21 protein-coding genes are annotated in these 21179 nt (G+C 72.5%); 9 read left to right on the plus strand and 12 right to left on the minus strand.

The annotated features are described in order from the left end of the window. Positions 1-60: 60 nt before the first annotated feature. From ACGFIQ_RS33955 to ACGFIQ_RS33965, 3 genes are all read right to left on the minus strand, one after another. Complete coding sequence (locus ACGFIQ_RS33955; RefSeq protein ID WP_393250067.1) at positions 61-726, minus strand: response regulator; 666 nt, start codon at positions 724-726, stop codon at positions 61-63. Next, on the minus strand, positions 723-1934 hold the full coding sequence (locus tag ACGFIQ_RS33960) for a sensor histidine kinase (protein ID WP_393250069.1): 1212 nt from the start codon (positions 1932-1934) through the stop codon (positions 723-725). Before ACGFIQ_RS33960 ends, ACGFIQ_RS33955 begins: the two co-directional genes overlap by 4 nt. A 74-nt stretch (positions 1935-2008) precedes the next feature. Continuing rightward, entirely contained in the window at positions 2009-2704 is a 696-nt protein-coding gene (locus tag ACGFIQ_RS33965) for a DUF305 domain-containing protein (RefSeq protein WP_393250071.1), read from the minus strand. A gap of 153 nt (positions 2705-2857) precedes the next feature. Between ACGFIQ_RS33965 and ACGFIQ_RS33970 the strand changes: the two genes are divergently transcribed. After that, the gene (locus tag ACGFIQ_RS33970; protein ID WP_393250073.1) at positions 2858-4279 is read left to right on the plus strand and encodes an LVIVD repeat-containing protein; all 1422 of its coding nucleotides are present in this window, start codon (positions 2858-2860) and stop codon (positions 4277-4279) included. Positions 4280-4354: 75 nt separating this feature from the next. On the opposite strand, the gene ACGFIQ_RS33975 is transcribed toward ACGFIQ_RS33970, so the two are convergent. Beyond that, complete coding sequence (locus tag ACGFIQ_RS33975) at positions 4355-5341, minus strand: linear amide C-N hydrolase (protein WP_393250075.1); 987 nt, start codon at positions 5339-5341, stop codon at positions 4355-4357. A gap of 271 nt (positions 5342-5612) precedes the next feature. On the opposite strand from ACGFIQ_RS33975, the gene ACGFIQ_RS33980 reads away from it, so the two are divergent. The 6 genes from ACGFIQ_RS33980 to ACGFIQ_RS34005 all read left to right on the plus strand — a co-directional run bounded on the left by ACGFIQ_RS33980 (position 5613) and on the right by ACGFIQ_RS34005 (position 10058). Continuing rightward, entirely contained in the window at positions 5613-6824 is a 1212-nt protein-coding gene (locus tag ACGFIQ_RS33980; RefSeq protein WP_393250077.1) for an SLC13 family permease, read from the plus strand. A 128-nt stretch (positions 6825-6952) separates the two neighbouring features. Next, a complete protein-coding gene (locus ACGFIQ_RS33985; RefSeq protein ID WP_357076804.1) occupies positions 6953-7108 on the plus strand; it encodes a lasso RiPP family leader peptide-containing protein in 156 nt (51 codons plus the stop codon). 34 nt (positions 7109-7142) lie between these two features. Further along, positions 7143-7787: an ATP-binding cassette domain-containing protein gene (locus ACGFIQ_RS33990; protein WP_393250079.1), complete on the plus strand. Its 645-nt coding sequence runs from the start codon at positions 7143-7145 to the stop codon at positions 7785-7787. Further along, entirely contained in the window at positions 7784-8626 is an 843-nt protein-coding gene (locus tag ACGFIQ_RS33995) for an ABC transporter permease (RefSeq protein WP_393250081.1), read from the plus strand. The genes ACGFIQ_RS33990 and ACGFIQ_RS33995 overlap by 4 nt, the downstream gene beginning before the upstream one ends. An 8-nt stretch (positions 8627-8634) precedes the next feature. Continuing rightward, positions 8635-9780 (plus strand): asparagine synthase-related protein, encoded by a 1146-nt coding sequence (locus ACGFIQ_RS34000; RefSeq protein ID WP_393250083.1) that lies wholly within the window; start codon positions 8635-8637, stop codon positions 9778-9780. Then, positions 9777-10058 carry a PqqD family protein gene (locus ACGFIQ_RS34005; RefSeq protein ID WP_393250085.1) on the plus strand — a complete coding sequence of 94 codons (282 nt, stop codon included), beginning with the start codon at positions 9777-9779 and terminating at the stop codon, positions 10056-10058. The genes ACGFIQ_RS34000 and ACGFIQ_RS34005 overlap by 4 nt, the downstream gene beginning before the upstream one ends. Positions 10059-10124: 66 nt before the next feature. Here ACGFIQ_RS34005 and ACGFIQ_RS34010 read toward each other — a convergent pair whose 3' ends face one another. The 6 genes from ACGFIQ_RS34010 to ACGFIQ_RS34035 all read right to left on the minus strand — a co-directional run bounded on the left by ACGFIQ_RS34010 (position 10125) and on the right by ACGFIQ_RS34035 (position 18439). Further along, a complete protein-coding gene (locus ACGFIQ_RS34010) occupies positions 10125-11051 on the minus strand; it encodes a nucleotidyltransferase family protein (RefSeq protein ID WP_393250087.1) in 927 nt (308 codons plus the stop codon). Next, entirely contained in the window at positions 11048-11908 is an 861-nt protein-coding gene (locus ACGFIQ_RS34015) for a hypothetical protein (protein ID WP_393250089.1), read from the minus strand. Before ACGFIQ_RS34015 ends, ACGFIQ_RS34010 begins: the two co-directional genes overlap by 4 nt. Before the next feature lie 83 nt (positions 11909-11991). Beyond that, a complete protein-coding gene (locus ACGFIQ_RS34020) occupies positions 11992-14544 on the minus strand; it encodes a fibronectin type III domain-containing protein (RefSeq protein WP_393250091.1) in 2553 nt (850 codons plus the stop codon). Between the two features lie 447 nt (positions 14545-14991). Then, complete coding sequence (locus ACGFIQ_RS34025; protein ID WP_393250093.1) at positions 14992-15816, minus strand: MerR family transcriptional regulator; 825 nt, start codon at positions 15814-15816, stop codon at positions 14992-14994. A gap of 48 nt (positions 15817-15864) precedes the next feature. Further along, entirely contained in the window at positions 15865-17466 is a 1602-nt protein-coding gene (locus ACGFIQ_RS34030; RefSeq protein ID WP_393250095.1) for an asparagine synthetase B family protein, read from the minus strand. Positions 17467-17470: 4 nt separating this feature from the next. Then, positions 17471-18439, minus strand: a complete 969-nt coding sequence (locus ACGFIQ_RS34035; RefSeq protein ID WP_393250097.1) for a DUF5715 family protein — start codon at positions 18437-18439, stop codon at positions 17471-17473. 190 nt (positions 18440-18629) lie between these two features. Between ACGFIQ_RS34035 and ACGFIQ_RS34040 the strand changes: the two genes are divergently transcribed. Both ACGFIQ_RS34040 and ACGFIQ_RS34045 read left to right on the plus strand, forming a co-directional pair. Next, positions 18630-19343, plus strand: coding sequence for a PIG-L deacetylase family protein (locus tag ACGFIQ_RS34040; protein ID WP_393250099.1), 714 nt, complete (start codon positions 18630-18632; stop codon positions 19341-19343). A gap of 138 nt (positions 19344-19481) precedes the next feature. After that, the gene (locus ACGFIQ_RS34045; RefSeq protein WP_393250101.1) at positions 19482-20171 is read left to right on the plus strand and encodes a hypothetical protein; all 690 of its coding nucleotides are present in this window, start codon (positions 19482-19484) and stop codon (positions 20169-20171) included. 20 nt (positions 20172-20191) lie between these two features. On the opposite strand, the gene ACGFIQ_RS34050 is transcribed toward ACGFIQ_RS34045, so the two are convergent. Both ACGFIQ_RS34050 and ACGFIQ_RS34055 read right to left on the minus strand, forming a co-directional pair. Further along, a complete protein-coding gene (locus tag ACGFIQ_RS34050; protein WP_393250103.1) occupies positions 20192-20707 on the minus strand; it encodes a 2'-5' RNA ligase family protein in 516 nt (171 codons plus the stop codon). An 81-nt stretch (positions 20708-20788) separates the two neighbouring features. Further along, positions 20789-20938, minus strand: a complete 150-nt coding sequence (locus ACGFIQ_RS34055; RefSeq protein WP_393250105.1) for a hypothetical protein — start codon at positions 20936-20938, stop codon at positions 20789-20791. Between the last annotated feature and the right edge of the window lie 241 nt (positions 20939-21179).

The raw sequence follows: 21179 nt of genomic DNA on the forward strand, positions 1-21179 counted from the left end.
TGCGTGCGTCCCGGGTCGCGCCCCGCCCGCCGCCGGCTACGACCCAGGTCGTACGCGGCGTCATCCGCCGGGTGTCACCAGCCCGCTCTCGTACGCCAGGACCACCGCCTGGACCCGGTCGCGCAGTTGGAGCTTGGCCAGGATCCGACCGACGTGGGTCTTCACCGTCGCCTCGGCCACGTGCACCCGGGCGGCGATCTCCGCGTTGGACAGGCCCTGTGCGACGAGCAGCAGCACCTCCCGTTCCCGGTCGGTGAGCTGCGTGAGGCGCGGGTCGGCGCTCGGTGCGGCGCCGAGTTGCCCGGCGAAGCGGTCCAGCAGGCGCCGGGTGATCGACGGTGCCACCACCGAGTCGCCCTGGGCCACCACCCGGATCGCGGCCAGCAGCTCCTCCGGCGGAACGTTCTTGAGCAGGAACCCGCTCGCCCCGGCCTGGAGTGCGGCGAACGCGTCCGCCTCGGTGTCGAAGGTGGTCAGCACCAGCACCCGGGGCCCGCCGGCGGGCCTCTCGGCGCAGAGCCGCCGGGTCGCCTCCACCCCGTCCATGGTGGGCATCCGGATGTCCATCACCACCACGTCGGCCTCGGTGCGGGCGAGCACCCGCAGGGCGTCGGCACCGTCGATCGCCTCCCCGACCACCTCCAGGTCGGGCTGGGAGCCCAGCACCATCCGGAACCCGGCGCGCACCAGCGCCTGGTCGTCCACGATCACCACCCGGACCGTCATGCCGCGATCACCTCCGTCGCCGGGTCCGACGGTAGCGGTAGGCGGACCTCGAGCTGCCAACCCCCGGCCGGTCGGGGGCCGGCGGTGAGGCTGCCGTCGTACACCGTCACCCGCTCCCGCATCCCGAGCAGGCCGTGACCGCCGGACGGCGCCGGGCTGACCAGCGGGCGACCCCGACCGTCGTCGCGCACCCGGACCACGACGGCCTCGGCGGTGTAGGTGAGGGCAGTCTCGACGACGGCGCCGACGCCGGCGTGCTTGAGGGCGTTGGTCAGCGCCTCCTGCACCACCCGGTAGACGGTCAGTTCCAGCCCCGGAGGCAGGGACGGCTGGTCGCCGGTGACGGTGCTGCGGATGTGCAGCCCGGCGTCACCGAAGCGGGCCAGCAGGTCGGGCAACTCGGCAAGCGCCAGCCGCCGGTGCTCCGGGTCGGCGGCCACCGCGAGCTCGTCGCCGCCGGCCGGGCCGGCGTCGCGCAGGACGCCGACCAGCCGGCGCATCTCCTCCAGCGCCGCCCGGCCGGTGTCCGCGACCACCTTCACGGCGGTGCGGGCCTGGGTGGGGTCCCGGTCGAGCATGAACCGGGCGCCATCGGCCTGGACGATCATCACCGCCAGGCTGTGGGCGACCACGTCGTGCAGCTCGCGGGCGATCCGGGTGCGCTCCTCGGCGACCGCCGCCCGGGACTCGGCCTCCCGTTCGCGTTCCAGAGTGGCGGCCCGCTCCTCCAGGCTGAGCACGTAGAGCCGGCGGGTCCGCACGTTCAGTGCGACCAACCACACCGCGCCGGTGACCAACGCGTACCACAGCGCGGTGACCCACCAGCTGATGACGCCGGGGGTCTGCACGGCGGCGAGGACCACGCCCACGGCGGCGGCCGCGCCGGCGAGCACCGCGGCGCGCAGCCGCTCGCCGTACTTCACCACGCTGTAGAGCGCGATCAGCACGGCGACGTCGAAGGGCAGCGGACCCCACCGGGCGATCACCTGCACCAGGCCGAGCGCCGCGATCACCACGGTCACCGCGCCCGGGCGCGCGCGGCGGAACAGCAGCGCCACGGCCATCCCGACACAGACCAGCGCGGCCGCCCAACCGCCCGCCAGGTTCGCCGCGCCGGCCAGGCCGATGAGGGCCACCGCCGCGGAGACGGCCACGTCGAAGGCGACGCTGCGCAGCGGGCGACCGACCATCGTGCGTCTCACGGTCACCCAGCGTACGTGCCGCGGGGCGCGGCCCCGCGCCTCGGCCGGGTCGGCTCGTGCGTGATCCCGGTCGGCGCGGCTCAGCGGGCGAGAACCTCGCGCATCCGGTCGATCTCGACGGTCTGCTCGGTGGCGAGCGAGGTGGCGAACTCGTTGAGCGTCAGGTCGGAGCCGACCGTGAGCAGGTTGGTGGCCATCTCGATGGCACCCTCGTGATGCGCGGTCATCATCCGGACGAACAGCCTGTCGAAGTCCGGACCCCGGGTGGCGGCGAGCTGCCGCATCGCCTCGGGTGACTGCATGCCGCGCATGGTGCCGTGGTCGTGCCCCTCGGCCTGCGCCGGGAGCCCGCGAGTCTGCAACCAGCCCCGCATCATGCCCATCTCCGGCCCCTGACTGGCCCGGATGCGCTCGGCGAGGGCGCGCACGTCGGGATCGGCCGCGCGGTCGCCGGCGAGCTCGGCCATGGCGAGGGCCTGCGCGTGGTGCGGGATCATCATCCGGACGAACCAGACGTCCAACGAGTTGTGCGGCGCGGGGCCGGCGTCGCGGACCTCGTGGGCGGCGCGGGTGGCCGCCACCTCACCGGGGCGGCCGGGCGCGATGACGGTCAGGTCGGTGGGGACCGGGCTGACGGTCGGCGTGGGTGACGTGGAGAGGGCCGGTGCGGCGCCCTTCTCGGTGTCGCCGCCGGAGCGGTGCACGACGACGGCCACGAGCGTGAGCATGAGCGCCAGTGTGACGATCGCCAGGGTCCGTGCGCGCCGGTTGGTCATGGGCCACTCCCTGGAGTCGAGGTCACCGCGATGCTATCCATTGACGCAGGCACTTTGATGTGACCCGGGTCACATCGACGTTCATCGCCGGACGGTAAGGTGTCGACAATCATCTTCCCCTTGCGAAGGGCCTCGCCGATGATCAGACCTCACATGCCACGGCCACGCCACCTGCGCATCGTGGCGCTCGCCACGACCGGCCTCCTCGTCGCCAGCGCGCTCGTCGCCCCGGCGAGCAACGCCCAGGTGGCGCCGCCGTCGGCCCCGCCCACCAACACGATCCCCGGCGTCGACGAGATCGTCAGCAGCCCCAACCTGCGGCAGATCGCCAACGTGCCCAAGGTCGCCCCACTGGACGCGACAAACAGCGACATCGCCTTCCAGGGCAGGTACGCGTTCGCCGGCAACTACAACGGCTTCGTCATCTACGACATCTCGCGGCCCAGCGCCCCGACGGTCACGGCCCGGGTGCTCTGCCCGGGGTCGCAGAACGACATCTCCGTGCACGGCGACCTGCTCTTCCTCTCCACCGACTCGTCGCGCAGCGACGACTCCTGCAACAGCACCCCGCAAGGGGCGGACGTGAAGGGGTCCTGGGAGGGCATCAAGGTCTTCGACATCAAGGACAAGGCCAACCCGCGTTACATCAAGTCCGTCGAGACGGCCTGCGGCTCGCACACCCACACCCTGGTGCCGGGCAAGGACCGCAAGGCCATCTACCTGTACATCTCGTCGTACAGCCCGCGGGCCGAATTCCCGGACTGCCAGCCGCCGCACGACTCCATCTCCATCGTCAAGGTTCCGTTGAAGAAGCCGACCGACGCGGCAGTGGTCGCGACGCCGAACCTCTTCCCGGACGGCGGCTTCCCCGGCAGCGAGACCGGCTCGGCGACGGCCGGTTGCCACGACATCACCGTCTACCCGTCGAAGGACCTGGCCGCCGGCGCCTGCATGGGTGACGGCCTCCTGCTCGACATCAAGAACCGGGAGGCGCCCCGGGTCATCAACCGGGTCCGGGACACCGTCAACTTCGCTTTCTGGCACTCGGCCACCTTCAACAACTCCGGCACCAAGGTGGTCTTCACCGACGAGCTGGGTGGTGGCGGGGCGGCGACCTGCAACGAGGCCATCGGACCAAAGCGGGGTGCGGACGCCATCTACGACATCGCCGGCCGCGGTGACGCCCGGACGATGACGTTCCGCAGCTACTACAAGATCCCGCGCAACAACGCGGACACCGAGAACTGCGTGGCGCACAACGGCTCGTTGGTGCCGGTGCTCGGCCGGGACATCATGGTCCAGGCGTGGTATCAGGGTGGCATCTCGGTCTGGGACTTCACCGACTCGGCCCACCCGAAGGAGATCGCCTTCTGGGAGCGCGGCCCACTCTCGGCGGACACGTTCGTCGGTGGTGGCACCTGGTCGGCGTATTACTACAACGGCCACATCTACTCCAACGACATGGTCAAGGGCCTCGACGTCCTGGAGCTCAACGACTGGCGTACCTGGTCGGCGAAGCTGACCCGCTACAACGAGCTCAACGTGCAGACCCAGCCGAGCTACCTGGGCTGGTAGGCACTCCGTACGACACCGGGCCCGGTCCCCGACCCTGGGGCCGGGCCCGGTCCACGTTCCCAGGGGGTACGCGCGTCAGCGCACGGCCAACTGGTAACGGCGCTCGCCACCGCCCGCGGTGATCAGTCGAACCTCACCGCTGCGCAGGCCGTACGTCACCGACCAACGGGTATGCCCCTGCCGAACGGCGGCGAGGATGCGGTGCGCCGCGTCGGCGTCCACCACCGCGCCCGCGTCGGTGAGCGCGGCGGCGATCTGCCCGTACCGGCGGTCCTCCCGGCGGCGCTGCTCGGGCACCCCTGCGACCGGCACGTTCGTGAGCGCCTGCCAGCCGCCCGTGCCCCGCTCCACCCGCATCTCCCCGTCCACGAACTCGACCACGGCGGATGCGCCGGACGCGTCGGCCAGCAGGTAGTGCAGCGGCGGCCCTCCGTCGAAGTCGAGGTTGTGCCGGGTGAACACGGCAACGGCCTCGTCAACCGTCGCGGCCCGGTCCAGCACCAACCGCAGGATCCGCACCGAACCGACAGTGGGTCTGCCCGCGACCGGGCGGGCGGTCGCCGCGTCGTCCGCCGCCAACCCCACGGCGAGGCCCCGCTCGTTCATGCCGTCGAAGGGCAGCAGCGGCGCGTCGAGCAGCCGACGGTCACCGGCCGGGTCCGCGCCGACCCCGAGGTAGGAGATGTCGACGAGCGACACGGCCGCGTAGCCGTCCGGCGGGTCGGTCCGCAGCACCAGCGCCGGGTTGGCGTCCCAGTCGAAGTTGCGGGCGAACAACGGCCGCGCCGGGTCACCGGCGGCGACGAACAGCGAGCAGCCGAACGGACTGGGCGGGGCCGCGTCGGTCCCCACCGTCGGATCGTATGCCCCGACGTACGTCATCTCGTACAGCGGCAGGTCGTCGACCCGGCGCAGGCTGGCCATAGTCTGCTCGGCCTGGGCGGCGTCCTGGCGGGAAGCGGCCGGCGACCCGACGCGCGACGGGCCCGCCGGCCCGGATGTGGCACAGGACGTCAGGGCGAGCAACAGGGCCGTCGCAACGGCCGGCAGGGTCCTCCGCATACCCGTTGGACGCTATGGCAGCGGTAGACGGTTGTCCACCGCGCTGTTTCACCCCGGCGCATCGCCCACCCCGGCCGCCCCCGAGTTCACCTTTGCTCTGCTTCAACGGGCGCGACAGCCGTTGTCCGACTATCGAACGTGTGGTGTTGCGTGGGTTGAAGCAGAGCAAAGGACCTGAATCAGCAGGGCGACGGGCCGCCAACGGTGCGGCTCGTCACCCCAGTGGGGGTGGCGACGCCGCCGGCCGGACGCTGTGCGAACGTGGTCAGACGTGACGACCGCAGCCCCGCCCGAACCGACCACGCGCTGGCGGCCCCGCCCGCTGGATCTGGTGGCGGTCGTCCTCGCCGTCCTCGGCGCCGCCTGCGCGCTGAGCGGGCTGCTGCCACGGGCGGAGACCACCGCCACCCTGCACCGGATCCTGCCGCTGCTGCTCTTCCTCGGCACCGTGATCGTGCTCGCCGAGCTGACCGCCGTGGCCGGCGTCTTCGACGTGCTGGCCAGCCGGCTGGCCATCGCCTCCCGGGGCAGGTGGGCGGCGCTGTTCCTGCTCTGTGGTGGCCTGGCCACGCTGACCACCCTCGTGCTCAACCTCGACACCACCGCCGTGCTGCTCACCCCGGTGCTGCTCGCGTTGGCCCGCAACCTGCGCGTCCCGGCCGCCCCGCTCGCGGTCACCACGGTCTGGCTGGCGAACACCGCCAGCCTGCTGCTGCCGGTGTCGAACCTGACCAACCTGCTGGCCGCCGACCGGGTCGGGCTGACCCCGTTGGCGTACGCCGAGCGGATGGCGCTGCCGCAGCTCGCCGCGGTGGCGGTCACCATGGCGCTGCTCTGGTACGCGTGGTGGCGGCGGGATGGTCCGGTCGGCGGACGGTTCGTTCCGCCGAGCCGGCACGTGCCGGCCGATCCGGTGCTGCACCGCGTCGCGCTCGCCGGCTGCCTGCTCTTCATCGCCGGCATCCTCGCCGGGGTGGAGATCGGTCTCGCCTCCACCGTCGCGCTCGCGCTGGTGCTCGTCGGGTTCGCCGTCCGCTCCCCCGCCACGCTGCGCCCGCACCTGGTGCCGGTGCGGCTGCTGCTGTTCGTCGTCGGCCTGTTCCTGGTGGTGCAGACCCTCGGCCAGCACGGGCTGGACGACCTGGTCGCCGGCCTGCTCGGCGCCGACGGCGGTGCGCTCGGCGCGCTGCGGGCCGGCAGCACGGGGGCGGTGCTGTCGAACGCCGTGAACAACCTGCCGGCCTATCTGGCCGGCGAGGCGGTGCTGCCGAGCGCCGACCACACCCGTCTGCTGGCCCTGCTGATCGGCACCAACGTCGGCCCGCTTGCCGCCCCCTGGGCGTCGCTGGCCACCCTGCTGTGGTTCGAGCGGTGCCGGGCGGCCGGGGTGGCGGTGCCGTCGACCCGGTTCGTGCTGACCAGCACCCTGCTCGCGGTGACCGGCACGCTCGCCGCGGTCGGCGCGTTGCTGCTGGTGAGCTGAGCCCACTCGGGCCACCATTGAATGGTTCTCGCCCGGTTGCGACGTATGACCCTCCGCGTCGTGTTATCTACCTGAAGCGCGAGATGACCGTTTATGCTGGGTCGACACCGATTCGAGTAGGAGAACCGATGACATCGCACCGCGAACTGGACACAGTCCCGACAGCCGCCTCGGACTACCGGCCGCCGACGATCCAGCGCCTGGGCACCCTCGCCGAGCTGACCAAGGGCGGCACCGTAGGTCCGGACGACGGCCTGGGTGGCGGCGGCGACGGTTCGCTCTGACCCGTCGCCGCCCGACATCGTGGGAGGACCGCCGTTGCTCACGATCCGCCGGGCACAGCGTCGGTTCGGTCGTCGGGTGATCTTCGCCGACCTGGACCTCGACGTTCCGGTGGGTGCCCGGGTGTTCCTGGGCGGCAGCAACGGATCCGGCAAGACCACGCTGCTGCGGTGCCTGTCCGGCACGCTGACTTTCAGCGCCGGACAGGCCACCGTCGGCGGCCACCCGGTCGGCTCACGGCCCGCCCGGCACCTGACCAGCGTGTGCCTCGCCCCGGAACAGGGCCTGTACGAGACGCTGTCGGCACGGGAGAACGTGGCACTCGTCGCCCGACTCCGGCTGCCCCGGCGAGCCGTCCGCGCGGCCGTCGCCCGGGTCGAAGCCGAACTGGACCTGGCCGGGTACGCGACAGTCCCGGTGCAGCGGTGCTCGGCGGGCATGCGAGCCCGGGTCAGCATCGCGCGGGCTCTCGTCGCCGCTCCCGCGCTGCTGCTGCTCGACGAGCCGGGCCGCTCCCTCGACGAGACGTCGCGGGAGCTGTTGTGGCAGGCGCTCGACCGGCGACCCGAGTTGACCTGTGTGATCGCGTCGCACCTCGCCGACGACCGGGACCGGTGCCAGTCCGCCCTGACCCTCACCGGGCAGCCGACGACGACGCCGAGCACGGCGGCCGCGTCGTGACCTCAACCACCTCGGCCGCGACCGCCAGCCGGGCCGCCGGCGCCAGTCCGCTCGCGATGATCCTGGCCCTGGTCCGCCGCGACCTCGGCGACCCGCGGCAGTTCCGGTTGCCGCTGCTGCTGGACCTCGCCTTCGGGGTGGTGAACCTGGTCGTCTTCCTGTTCATCTCCCGGGTGCTCACCCCCTCCTCCGGCACCGACCTCGCCCACTCGGCCAGCTACTTCGACTTCGTGGCGGTCGGCATCACCTTCCTGCTCGTCCTGCAGGCCGCCACCACGCAACTGACCGGTCGGGTGATCCGGGAACAACGCAGCGGGACACTTGAGGTGTTGGCCGCCGAGCCCATGCCGGTCACCGCGCTGACCATCGGGACCGCCGGCTACCCGTTCCTGTTCGCCCTGCTGCGCTCCTGCGTCTACCTGGCGATCCTCGGCACCGTGCTCGGCCTGCACACCGGCCGCGCCGACTGGTGGGGAGTCGCGGTGCTGCTGGTCGCCGGCACCGCGTCGGTGCTGGGTATCGGCATCGCGCTCGCGGCGTTCACCGTGGCCGTCGGGCACGGCGACGCCGCCGCCCGACTGTTCGTCGTCGCGCTCACCTTCGTGTCCGGCACGTACTTCCCGGTCTCCGAACTCCCCGGCCCCCTGCCGGAGCTGACCGCGGTGCTGCCCAGCCGGATCGCCCTGGACGGGCTGCGCGCCGCGCTGGCCGGCGGCGACTGGGCCTGGTCGGCCCTGGCGCTGCTGGGTGCCACCGCGCTGCTGCTGCCGGTGTCGAGCTGGGCCTTCGCGGGGGCGCTGCGGGTCGCCGCCGGCCGCGGCACCCTGAAACGCGATTGAGGTACGACATGCTCCGTCCGACACCGTTCGACCTCGCCACCGGAACGCTGCTCGGTGTCGCCGCGCCGCCACCGCGTCGGCTCGTTCCGGCCGGCGTACCGGACCCGTTGGGTGCGCTCGACGCCGCCGTGCTGCCCGGCCTGACCCGCCCACCGTGTGTGGTCAGCTTCTCGGGCGGGTTGGACTCGTCTCTGATCCTGGCGGTGGCCGTCCGGGCGGCCCGTCGAGAAGGGTTGCCCAACCCGGTGCCGGTCACCTGGCGGTTCGCCGAGGCTCCCCGGGCCGACGAGTCGGACTGGCAACTGCGGGTGATCACGGCACTGGGGCTCGGCGGTTCGTGGCAGATCCTGCGGGCCGCCGACGATCTGGACCTGGTCGGGCCGGTGGCCCGCCGGCTGCTGCACCGCCACGGCGTGGTCCATCCGGTCAACCTGCACCTGCACCTGCCCATCGCCGAGCTGGCCACCGGCGGCGCACTGCTCACCGGTGCCGGCGGTGACCAGATCCTGGCCGGGTGGCGTCGTCCACCGGCGGCCTCGCTGCGCGCCCGACTGTGGTGGCTGCGGCACGCCGCGCGTACCCGGCAGGGGCCGGCGGAGTCGTTTCCGTGGCTGCGCGCGGAGGTCGCCCGCGAGGCGTACCGCGCGCACCGCGCGGAGCAGCGTGCCGAGCCGCGCCGCCTGCGGCAGCGGATCGCCTGGCACACCCGCCGCCGGGACCTGCGGACGACCTGCTCGGCGCTTGCCGCGGTGGCCGCCGAGCACCGGGTGACCGCGATCCAGCCGCTGCTCGACGAGGGCTTTCTGGCCGCGTTGGCGCTGCGGTTCGGCGACCACCGGGGGATCGGCCGGGATCGGCTGCTCGCGGAGATGGCCCGGGGAGCCCTACCGGCCGAGGTCACCGCGCCCCGCCGCAAGGCCCGTTTTCTGGAGGTGTTCTTCCGGACGCCGACCCGGGAGTTCGTCAGTTCCTGGGACGGCTCCGGAGCCGACGAGGGGTTGGTCGATCCGGAGGCCCTGCGGGAGATCTGGTCGCACTGGCCGATCCCCGGCGGCACCGCCAGCCTGGTCCAACAGCTCTGGCTGGCCGCGAACCCGCCCGACTCCGCCGGCCGGCCGGAGCGTTCCGAGATCGACATGGAGGTCACGCCGTGACAGAGCAGGAGATCGTGCACCGGGTCGACCCGGACCGGGTGGCCTGGCGGGTCGCCGGCGAGGAGGTGGTCGTGCTGGACACCAGCAACTCGGTCTACTTCGGACTGGGCGCCACCGGCGCGCTTCTGTGGCAGCGACTGGTGACCGGCGCCACCAGCACCGAGCTGGTCACGGCCCTTGTGGAGACCGCCCCGGTGGACCGGGAGCGGGCCCGTGCCGACGTGGCCGCGTTCCTGGCGGACCTGCGCGGGCACGGGCTGCTGGTCCAACGCCCCTGACCGACTCCGTCGGCCGGACGCGACGACAGGTCACGCCGGGCGGGTTGACGCCGCACCCGCCAGCGGTCAGCCGCGATTGCTGCGGTGCGCCGCGCGTACCTCGTTGAGTGCGGCCGGGAGCCGCCCGGTGTTGCGGGCCAGCCGGGCCAGGTGCGCCAGCAGCAGACCGACCGGGCCTCGGCGGGCCAGCGGGCTGGCGTGCCGCATGGACGCCGGTGTCGGAAACAGCCGCGGGCCGAGGTGGCGCAGCCGGTCGACCAGACCGGGCAGCTCGGCGAGCTGTGCGATCGTCAGGGCTGCGGGTGAGGAACGGTGGGCCCGCAGCCACAGCGCCGGCGTGCCCTGTCGGGGCAGGGCCAACGTGGTGGCCAGGGCCGCGCCCGCCGGTGTCAGGCGTAGGCCGAGCGCGAACGACGGCAGTGCCCCGGTCCGCGTGGCGAGGTCGGCCGCCGATCGCCAGGTGGCGACGGGAAAGACCGCGAGCGCCCGCCGCAGGTCGGCACCCGGCCGGTCGGAGCGGCCCGGTGCGGCGGCGTGCAGGGCCACCAGCAGGGCGGCGCCCGCCTCGTCCGGCACGGCGACCAGGCCGCCGGCCAACCCGATCCGTTGCGCCGAGGCAGACAGCCCGGTCCACAGTGCCTCGGGATCGGCCACCCCGTGGAAACCGCGGTGCAGGTCGATGGTGAGCGACAGCGGGCCGGGCATCCGCCACGGTCGCTCGTACCAGTGCGACCGGTGGTCGGGGCGACCCTCCGGGAGCGCGCTGTGGCAGCCGAGGTCGGCAAGCGTGGTCTGCGCGAGGTCGAACGAGGCGGGGGCGACCAGCAGGTCGACGTCGGTGTAGAGCCGGTGCCGTTCCTGGCCCAGCCGGCGGGCCAGCCCGGCCCCCTTGAGCAGGATGGCCTCCACGCCCCGGGTGGCCAGTGCGGCGCTGACCCGGGCCGCGGCCGTGTCGAGGCTCAGGCAGCGGACGGCCGACGGCAGGTCGGTCACCGGGTCGCTCCGACGGCCGAGGTGGCGGCGACGGCGTCGACCACCAGCCGGTGGGTGTCGTCGAGGGCGGACCAGTCGCGCGGCCGGGTCAGCTCCCACGCCGGCAGGGCGGCGAGCGACAGCAGCGCGCCCGGGTCGGAGGGCAACTGCCCGAACGACCGCCGGCTGGCGAGCCGGGCCAGCACTGTGGCGCCGGGCAGCCGGGTCAGGGTGATCGCGTCGCCCCAGCGCAGGAACAGCCAGCCACCCAGGGGGACGTGCGGCGCGATCGGCGGCAGCCGCACCCGCAGCAGGTCGCCGGCCCGGACCGGCCGGGTGGGCAGCGCCACCCCCGGCACCGGCCGCCGCAGGTCGACACAGCGGGGGCCGGCGAAGGCGTCGCCGCCGTCGACGACCAGGATGTCGTCGGTCAGGATCGACAGCCCTCGGGCGGCCAGGGCCGCGAGCAGGCTGCTCTTGCCGGCGGTACGCGGGCCGAGCACCGCCCAGGCACGACCGGCGAGCACGAACGCGCCGCTGTGGAACGTCTCCCGACCCGCCCACCGGTTGACGGTCGTCGCCACCGGTGCGAGGTACGGGTGGGCCAGCACGTCCGGAACGAGCGGTGGCCCGTAGAAGGTGGCGGTGCCCCGCAGTCGGTCCACCGAGAGGGTCCGCCCGTCGGCGAGGATCCGGGTGCCCCGCCGGCCGTCCAACGGCACCGGCGGTGGTGGCGGCACATCCACCTGGCCGACCCGCACGGTGGGCCACCCGAGGGCCGCGTCCTCGGCCGGCGGCAGCTCGGACGCCTCGTCCAGCCCGTGCACCCGCAGCCCGTAGACGCCACGGCCGGGTGTCGGCATGATCTCCCCGCTCATCGTCTGCTCAACGGTGGTGGACGGCGACGCGATGCGGGTGGCGCTCGTGGTGACACGCCACCCGCATCATCGACCGACGGGTGTCAGCGCAGGGTGCCCCTGTCGACTGTCACCTTCTGCGACTCCCTCAGCCGCTTGGCGTCCGCCGCGCGCTGCTTGGTCGCCTTGGCGCCCTTCGCCGACGTCGCGATCGTGGGGACGACGCCCCCGCCGATCGCGTCGACGTCGTACGCCACCCAGAACGATCCGGGGGTGTCCACCGCGAAGCTCAACGCGATGTGGATCGACGCGCCCGGTGCGAGCCCACCCAGGTCGATGGGGATCGTCAGGGTGGTGCCCAACCCGCCACCCGGCGGACTGGTGGCCGGCGTGTCCATGGACAGGTTGCGCACGAACAGCGTCCGGCCGTCACTGATGGTGATCGAGGTGGTCGCGTTGACCGGGTTGACCAACCGCAGGTTGGAGTGCACCTGCGGCGACGACCCACCGGGGTACGGTGCGCCGTTCTCCGCGCTCAGCGACGTGATCCGGATCCGCGCCTGGGTGATCGGCGCGGACGACCGGTTGGTCAGCGTCCGGCGGATCACCAGGCTGTTGGGTGTGCGGACCCGGTTCGGTGCGGCCGACGCCGCCACGTTCGGGTCGAACAGCGTCGACTGCATGGCGGCGTTCTGCTGGTAGGTGCCCAGCGTGTTCTGCGGCGAGGGACTGCCGAGTGTGGACGGCACCCCGTTGATCGGCCCGAGCACGGTGGCGACGAGTCGGAAGTCGGCCACGTTGTTGGCGGTGTCCTTCAGGTTGCCCCCGATCCGGAGTCGGTTCCAGGCGTAGGGGACGAACGGCGGCGAGTTGAAGGCGGGCAGGGGCGGGCCCTCGGAGAAGCCCGGTGTCGAGCCGGCCCGGTCGGTGACCGTGTGCGCCGCGTCCGGTGCGACGAGCCGGAAGCCGCCCTGGCCGAGGCTGGGGACGACGAGGTCGGGTTGGATGTTGAACAGGGAGTAGTTGGTGGCCGCGATCAGGTAGCCCCGCTTGGGCGGCAGCGGCCGCGCGCTGCCCGGGATGGTGATGGACAGCCCGCCGGGCGCCTCCACCTTGAAGCCGGCGATCGGCAGGTTGATCGCCGTGCCGTTGACGATCGAGACGAACTGGTCGGCGAGGCCGCTGATGCCGGACTGCGCGAACTGGTCGATGACCACCTGGCGGGGTGCGGCCGAGACCTCGATGATGACCTCGTTGGACACCGCCTCGCCGAGCGGGCCGGTCCCGTCGTACTGCGCCCGGAACTGGTTGTGCCCGAACGCCGGCACGTAGACCTGGAAGGTGGCCACGTTGAGCGACAGCGGGAAGGTGCCCAGTGGGGTCTCCACCCCGTTGGGCAGTTCGTCGATGAGGGTGACGCTGCCCTCGGCGACACCGGGGCCGACGATGACCTGGAACTGCACCGAGTTGCCGAAGTTGGTGGCGTTCGTGGACACGCTCAGCGTGGCCACGCTCTTGGGCTGGATCAGGATCCGGATGGGCCGGTTGGCGGCGAAGCCGTTGGCGTCGGTCACCCGGACCGTCGACGGGAAGGCGCCGACAGTTGTCGGCCGGCCGGACAGCAGGCCGGTCGTCGGGTCGAGGGTCAGCCCGGGCGGCAGTGACCCGACGGGCAGCGACCAGGTGAACGGCCCGGTGCCGCCGATCACGTTGAGCTGCTCGGAGTAGGGCGCGTCGACCTCACCCAGCGGCGGCGCCGGGAAGCTCAGGAGGGGCGCCTTGTTGACCACCAGGCTGATCAGCCTGGTGCCGGTCTCGCCGTCCGCGTCGATGACCCGGATCACCACCGGGTAGGTCCCCGCGAGGGTCGGGACGCCGGAGATGCCGTTGGTGACGGGGTTCAGCGAGATGCCGGGCGGCATGGTGCCCGAGTCGACGCTCCAGGTGTACGGCGGCACCCCGTGGGTGATGTTCAGGGTCGCCGTGTACGCGATGCCGACCGTCGCGTCGTTCGGGTGGTTGAACAGCAGCGTCGGCGAGACGTTCGCGATGACCTCGTCCGACGGGGCGGACTCGGGGCCGACGCCCTGGGAGGTGCGGGCCGCCACCGTGAACCGGTAGGCGGTGGTGGGGAACAGCCCGGTGACCGTGTTGGTGGTGGCCGCCCCGAAGGTCTGGGCCGGCTGCCGCACGCCGCCCACCCAGGGGGTGACGATGTAGTTGGTGATCGGTGAGCCGCCGTTGGGGCCGGGCTTCCAGCTCAGCAGGGCCGTGGCGGTGTCGGCGGTGACCGCGATGATGGTCGGCGCGCTCGGCAGCGCCATGATCTTGGCACCGGCCGAGGGCTTACTGGACGGGCCGACGCCCTCCGCGTTCTTCGCGGCGACCGTGAAGGTGTAGGTGGCCCTGGCGGTCAGACCCTCGATCTTCCGGGTCGTCGTCGACTCGTCGAAGGTGACGGTCTTCGCCTTCTTGCCGTTGCGGTACGCGGTGACCACGTACCCGCTGAGGGCCGAGCCGCCGTCAGCCGGCGCCTTCCAGTTCACCGTGGCCGTGCCGGCACGCCAGGACGCGGTGGGCCGGGCCGGCGCGGCCGGGGGCTGCGCCGGGGCGGCCAGCTCGGCGATTCGCTGCGCGGCGACGGCCGGCGCTGCCACCGGTGCCACGACCGGTGTGGGGGTGCGACTCGGGGCGCGAGCCGAGGCCGCGGTGGGGGCGACGAGCAGACTGACGATCAGCGCCAAGATTGCGGCGCATGCCGTGACGGCCCGTGGACGGGCACGGAGCACTGGGGACATGAATGTTTTCTCCCTCTCCCGGGGATGAGGGCCACCGCGAACGGGGGAAGGAGGCAGGCGACCGGCGGATAGTCCTCGGCGGCCACGCGCCTACTGCCCCCGGCCGCAGGGCGACTGGCGGAAAATTCGACCGTCACTCACGGAATGGCTTTCGCGTACTGAGTGACGGATCTCTATTCACTCCTACCAGTTTTCCCAGGTCAGGCCACATTCGGATGGGGAAAGTGTACTGCCATGGGCGGAGGCTGTCCGGATTCCGACTGCCGTCGCGTCCTTTCCGCGGCGGACGCGACGGCAGGGTCGGGGTCAGTCCCGGTGCACCGCGAGCTGAAGCTCGGTGACGCCCTTCTCCGGCTGGTCCGGGCAGTAGTCCAGGTACACCTCGCGGGCGAAACCGTCGGCACGGTAGCCGTTGTCGTCGATCCAGCGGGCGAGCACCTGCATGCTCTGGTCGACGTCGTCCATCGCGCCATGGTGGAGGATCGTCGCGGCGGAGCCCAGCGCGGGCAGGTCGCGTACCGTGAGGTCGGCGACGCTCGACGGCCCGACCGCGACGGTCACCCCGGCGTGCACCACCACCGCGTCGCCGTCGCCGTCGGGCTCGTACCAGGCGATGGTCGGCCCCGCCGGGGTGATCCCGGCGTCGGCCAGCCGGCGGAACAACTCCGGGTAGAGCGGCCCGATCACCGGGGTGATGTCCTGACTCTGGTAACTCGACGCGACAGCGGTCAGCTCCGCGACGCGCACCGGTGCGATCTCCTTCAGAACGACGTCCTGCGTACTCATCGTGCCCTCCAACTCGATCATCCGGAGCCTCGCCTCGACCGCGGCCAGCCGGGCGGCGTCCGCGGCCAGTTGCTCTTCCAACTGGGTACGACGCAGCCGCAGCATGCCGCGCAGCTCGACCACGTCGACGGCGTCGTCGACGATGACCCGCACCTGCTCCAGGGTGAGGCCCAGCTCCTTCAGGGCGATCACCCGGTTGAGCCGGCGCAGTTGGTCCGCGCGGTAGAACCGGTATCCGGTGTGCCTGTCGACGGCGGCCGGCCGGAGCAGGCCGATGCTGTCGTAGTGGCGCAGCATCCGCACCGACACCCGGCCCAGTCGGGCGAAGTCTCCGATGGTGAACATGGTCCCCTCACGCTCGTCCCTGACACGGTGTCAGAGTCAAGCGTCGGGTCAACCGGTCGACGAGCGGCGGGCCGGGCGCGGGCCGACCAGCCGGCGGACCATCGGCGCGGCGTTCCACCTGGCGGCGCCGACCAGGTCGCGGGCGTGCTCCAGCACCGTGTAGTCGGGCCGGTCGATCCCGTCGGCGATGGCCCGGTCGAGGTCGTTGCCACACCGGCTCAGCACGGTGTCGAAGTCGCGGCGCACCGGCTGCTGCAGGTCGTAGCCGAACGAGCGGTGCAGCCGGGCGAAGAGCGGCTTGTACAGCCGGACCCGCTCGTGCAGACCCGACGAGTACGACATCGGGTTCTTCGGCCGGCGCAGGACGTAGTCGGGCAGCACGTCGGCGAACGCCCGCCGGACGATCCACTTCTCCTGCCCGTCGCGCACCTTCAGGCTCAGCGGCAGCCGCATCGCCAGCTCCACCACGCTGAGGTCGAGAAACGGCACCCGCGCCTCCACCCCGTGGGCCATGGCGGCCCGGTCGACCCGCTGCAACTCGGTCCGACACAGGTTGCGGATCCGGTGCAGGAACAGCCGGCGCGCCGCGGCCGGGCCGACCTGGCGGTACATCGGATACCCACCGAACAGCTCGTCGGACCCGTCGCCGGTCAGCACCACCTTGATTCCCAGGTCACGCAGGCGACGGAAGATCGGCACCGACACGACCGCGTTGATGATGTCGCCGTACTCGGTCAGCTCGCAGATCCGGATCGCCTCGCGCACGTCGGCGAGCCGGATGTCGCGCGGACGCAGCTCGACCACGACGTGCGGCACGTCGAGATCGGCGGCGAGCCGCCGCGCGTACGCGACGTCGGGGCTGTCCGCGACGCCCACCGTCACCGCGACGCAGTCCGGATGGATGTCACGCACCTGGCGCAGGATCAGCGAACTGTCCAACCCACCGGAGAGCACCACCCCGACGGTCAGGTCGGTCTCCACCCGCATCCGGACGGCGTCGCTCAGCGCGGCACGAACGAGCAGGCGGGCCTCGTCCGGGTCGTCGACGACCGGCAGGCCCGCGCCGATGGTGAGCAGGTCGACGTACGGGTCCAGTCGCACGTGCCCGTCCGCCTCGGCCCAGCCGTGGTGACCGGGTGGCACCTCGGCGATCGGGGCGCCGTGCCCGACGAGCGCCTTGACCTCGGAGGCGAGATGCAGGCAGCCGGGCCGGCGGGACCAGTACAACGGTTTGACCCCGAGCGGATCGCGGGCCAGGTAGGCGCGGCCGGTGGCCCGCTGCACGATGGCGAACGCGTACTCGCCGCGCAGTCGGGTCACCGCCGCCTCGCCCCACTGTTGGAAGGCGGCGAGCAGCACCTCGGTGTCGCTCTCGGTGCGGAACACCTGACCGAGGCGTGTCAACTGCGCCCGCAGCTCCCGGTAGTTGAAGATCTCGCCGTTGAAGCAGAGCAGCCAGCTCTCGTCGGTCGACGTCCACGGCTGCACCGCCCGGTCCCGGTCGACGACGCGCAGGCGGCGGGTGCCGGCGAGCAGCCCGCGCTCGGAACGGGTCTCGGTGACCTCACCGCGCGGGGCCAGGACGGCCAGCATCCGCCGGAAGGTCGTCGGGTCGGCCTCGGGGCCGATGCTCAGGGCGATGCCGCACACCGGCTCAGACCCCCATCTCGGCCTCGTACGCCTGGCGGAGGCGGCGTCGGGCGGCGGGCGCGAGGCACAGGTGCCACGCCTGCCCCTCGTCGATCACGTTGATCTCGCCGGCCTCCTGCCGGGCCAGCAGCAGCTCCGCCAGCGACTGACGCGCGCCGAACCGCTCGAACCAGCTCAGCTCGACGTCCACCGAGTAGCCCAGACAGTGCCCGCTGGGCAGCATCGCGGCGTAGCCCAGCCGGCGCAGCCGGTACTGGTGTTCGGCGCTGCGGACCAGGCTGGTCACCCACAGCGGCGGGGTGTGCGGCGGCGCGGCGGCGGCGAACTCCCGCGCGAGGTCGTTGAGCAGCGCCACGACCTCCCGGCGGGCGCGCCGAAACAGCAGGCCGGCGGTCTGCGGGGCGGCGTCCGGACGCAGCCGACGGCGCAGTCCGCGGGCGGCGCGGCCCAGCAGGCTGGCGGGCTGCTCCTGGTAGCGGAACCGCAGCAGGTCGCGGCGACGCAGCCACTCCAGGTCGACCAACTCCGCGCTGCCGTTGACCTGGTCGTCGGTGACGAACGTCGGGGCGTCCTGCCACCACAGCACGTCGATGCGGGACAGCAGGTAGATCCGCACCAGCGCGCTGAGGTCACGCGCCGAGGTGCGCTCGTTGGGCTGGTAGCGGGCCATCTCCAGCAGCAGCGTCTCGCGCGCCCCGAGCAGCCCCTGCGGGGTGGCGTCGAGGACGGCGGCGAGCGCCGGCTCCCGCAGGCGCTCGTCGATGAGCACCTGGCGGGCCCGGGTGCTCGGCGCGTCGGCCAGGGCACCCACCTCGACGAGCAGTTCGGCGACGGCGGCCCGGTAGGCGGCCAGGTCGGGCTCGGCGGCGGACCGGCGACGGGGGGTCGTGCCGGAGGGCCGGCGGCGGGCCGGCGCGGTGGGCGAGACGGGCGACCCCGGTTGCTGACCCGGACTACGGCTGGGCACTCGCATGACGGGGTCCCTTCTCGCACTGGGTGGATCGCCCTGAACACACCGTAATCAGCCGGACCGGACCAGATCGAACAATCCTCCGATTCACCCCGAAAAGAGCCGGACGGCGCGCCCCACTATGCGCCGAACGGCGGAACGCGTCGTACCAGCGCGTGATCAGACGCTGACGGATTGCCGCCATACTTCGTGAATGGCTAACGACATCGCAACGACACGATGGGCGGGGGCGGCTTCCACCTCGATGGCGGCGAACGACCCGGTCGGCGGGACGAATCCCTTCGCGACGACCGCACTGCGGAAGGCCCTGGTGATCGTCGCGCACCCGGACGACGAGGCCCTCCTCTGCGGCGGCACCATCGCCCGCATGACCCAGGCCGGGATGGACGTCCACGTCGCCTCCTTGTCGCGCGGGAGCCAGGGCAGGGACAAGGCGTTCGACGCCTGCTGCGAGATCCTCGGCGCAACCGGCGAAGTCGGCGACCTGGAGTCCAACGACCTGCGCATCGACGGGGATCTGGTCACCATCACGGACGCGTTGATCGACGCTCGCCGCCCGGATGTCGTGATCACCCACGGCCCCGGCGCCGGGCAGAACCAGGACCACAACGCGATCTGTCACGCCGTACGGATCACCGTCAGCCGCAGCCGTCATCCGACGATGCTCCTCCTCGGCCACCCGACCCTCGCCACGACCGACTTCCGCCCGACCTTCTTCGTCGACGTCACGAACGTCTGGTATGCCAAGATCGAGGCGCTCGCCGCGTACCGGCAGATTCTCGACCGGGACTACATGAGCGAGGAGTACCTGCGGGTCAAGAGCCGGTGGTGGGCACAGGTGGCGGGCCGCGAACGAGGGCTGTGCGAAGCCTTCGAGATAGGCCTGTGGCGTCCCGCCCCGGCGTAACCCCCCGCGAGCCCCGACCCCCGCGCCCGGCGCGTTCGGTGCCGCGCTTGCCTGCTGCCCTACTCTGAAGGAGCCACGGCGCCACTTCGGCAAGTCGAGGCACGAGCGCCCGCAGCCCGGGCGGATAGAAGTAGCCGCATGAACTGGACGAAGTTCAGAAGCGACCGTACCCCTCGCCGACTCCGCGCCGTCTCCGATCTGCAGTTCCCGGCCAGTGGGCGGGAGCGTCTCCGAAATCGGTACCCCCATCTCGGTGCCGACGACATCGTCCTCGTCGAGACCGCGACCCGGCAGTGGTTCCGGCTCGTCGTCCGCCACCCCGGTGCGAAGCTGTCCGTGCCGTCGGTGGTCGTGGACGACCTGTGGCAGGCACTGACCCTGCACACGCGGGACTACGCCACCTTCTGCGACGCCGCGTTCGGGCGCCTCCTGCACCACCAGCCGGGTCCCGCGACCGGCGGCGACCCGACCACCGCCGAGCGCGGTTCGCTGCTGCTCGCCACGCTGGGTCACGCCCGCCGGGACGAGGGTGGCGACCCGACCAGCCTTCCCCTGCTGTTCCGGGTCGACCAGGAGCTTCGCATCCCCGACGGCAAGCGCTACCTGGTCGACTGCGGCGGCCGCGGCGAGTGCTTCCCGGTTGCCGAACGGGTCTGCCTGCAGCACCTCGGCGGGCCGGGCAAACGACCCAAGCCTCGCGGCATCCGCGGCGATCTGCCCTTCCTGGACGGCCGCCACGGCTACGCCGGCGGCTCAGGTGGAGTGGGTGGCGGCGAGTTCAGTGGCGGCAGCGACGGCGGGGGCGACGGCGGCGGGGGCAGCAACTAACACGAGTTCGCGCGACGACCTCAGCCGAGCCGGGTCAACGGGGTCACCGTCCGATCCGTACCGTCATAGCTGCGCGCGGCGACGAAGTCGCCCGCCGGGCGCTGCCCACCGCTCACGGCACGCGCCCGGCGCAGGTCCGCGTCGCGGAACCGCAGGGCCAGGCTCAGGTGTGGCACCCACTCCCCCGGCGCGTGCCACGGCCGCTGCCCGTCGGCCTCGGCGAGCACGTCCCAGACGGCCGCGTGCAGCGCGGTCAGGGCGGGCGTCGGTCGCACGAGCCAGACCAGCGGGGCGCTGCCGTCGAGGACGACGACACGTTCGAGGGTGACCGACACCGGTAGCGCGGCGTCGAACAGCTCGGCCAGACCATGCGCGACGCCGGGCGGGAAGTCGTCCACCGCCGCGAGCGTGAGGTGCGGCCGGTTGGTCGGGTGGATGTTGCGGGCCAGACTGGGCAACCCCGCCGCCAACCGGCCCCAGACCGCCCGGACCGCGACGTCCAACCCGGGCGAGCAGACCAGTTCCACGGTACGCACGCGCCCACGCTAGCCCGACGGCCGGCACCGTCCACGCGGATCGGGCCGAGCGTGCCGCTCACTCTCTCGTCACTCGTCCACCTATCGCCGCACCGATCTGCCCGCCCGCCTCGCCCGGCGGGGCAGCCAGAGCCCGCCCACCACCAGCACCACGATCACCAGGAGGAGCAGCCAGCGCATCTCGGCCTCAGCGTCGAACGTGAACCGGCCCACCGCCTCCCGGTCCGACACGCTGATGCCTGTGAGTCATCAAGATGACTCACAGGCATCACGCTCGTTGGGGATACCCCGGTCCGCGGCCAGATCGTCCTCCGCGAAGGACTGCAATGGCTGGGCACGCCCCGCTAGGCGGAGCCCGGGTCGCCGAAGGACGCGCCCTAGGGCGTACTTGGCGGATCTTGGGCGTGGGTCGTTAGGTAGGACGTGGCGCGTTTCGATCTGACGGATCGTGAGTGGGCGATCTTGGAGCCGT

This window comes from Micromonospora sp. NPDC048898, from assembly GCF_043198035.1.
Lineage (GTDB): Bacteria > Actinomycetota > Actinomycetes > Mycobacteriales > Micromonosporaceae > Micromonospora.

Excerpts from the sequence above, each read along its gene's own strand:
- ACGFIQ_RS33985 (WP_357076804.1), top strand. The coding sequence starts at position 6,953 with ATGACATCGCACCGCGAACTGGACACAGTCCCGACAGCCGCCTCGGAC.
- ACGFIQ_RS34035 (WP_393250097.1), bottom strand. The coding sequence starts at position 18,439 with ATGCGAGTGCCCAGCCGTAGTCCGGGTCAGCAACCGGGGTCGCCCGTC.
- ACGFIQ_RS34015 (WP_393250089.1), bottom strand. The coding sequence starts at position 11,908 with ATGAGCGGGGAGATCATGCCGACACCCGGCCGTGGCGTCTACGGGCTG.
- ACGFIQ_RS33970 (WP_393250073.1), top strand. The coding sequence starts at position 2,858 with ATGCCACGGCCACGCCACCTGCGCATCGTGGCGCTCGCCACGACCGGC.
- ACGFIQ_RS34000 (WP_393250083.1), top strand. The coding sequence starts at position 8,635 with ATGCTCCGTCCGACACCGTTCGACCTCGCCACCGGAACGCTGCTCGGT.
- ACGFIQ_RS34040 (WP_393250099.1), top strand. The coding sequence starts at position 18,630 with ATGGCTAACGACATCGCAACGACACGATGGGCGGGGGCGGCTTCCACC.
- ACGFIQ_RS33965 (WP_393250071.1), bottom strand. The coding sequence starts at position 2,704 with ATGACCAACCGGCGCGCACGGACCCTGGCGATCGTCACACTGGCGCTC.
- ACGFIQ_RS34045 (WP_393250101.1), top strand. The coding sequence starts at position 19,482 with ATGAACTGGACGAAGTTCAGAAGCGACCGTACCCCTCGCCGACTCCGC.
- ACGFIQ_RS33955 (WP_393250067.1), bottom strand. The coding sequence starts at position 726 with ATGACGGTCCGGGTGGTGATCGTGGACGACCAGGCGCTGGTGCGCGCC.
- ACGFIQ_RS33975 (WP_393250075.1), bottom strand. The coding sequence starts at position 5,341 with ATGCGGAGGACCCTGCCGGCCGTTGCGACGGCCCTGTTGCTCGCCCTG.
- ACGFIQ_RS34025 (WP_393250093.1), bottom strand. The coding sequence starts at position 15,816 with ATGTTCACCATCGGAGACTTCGCCCGACTGGGCCGGGTGTCGGTGCGG.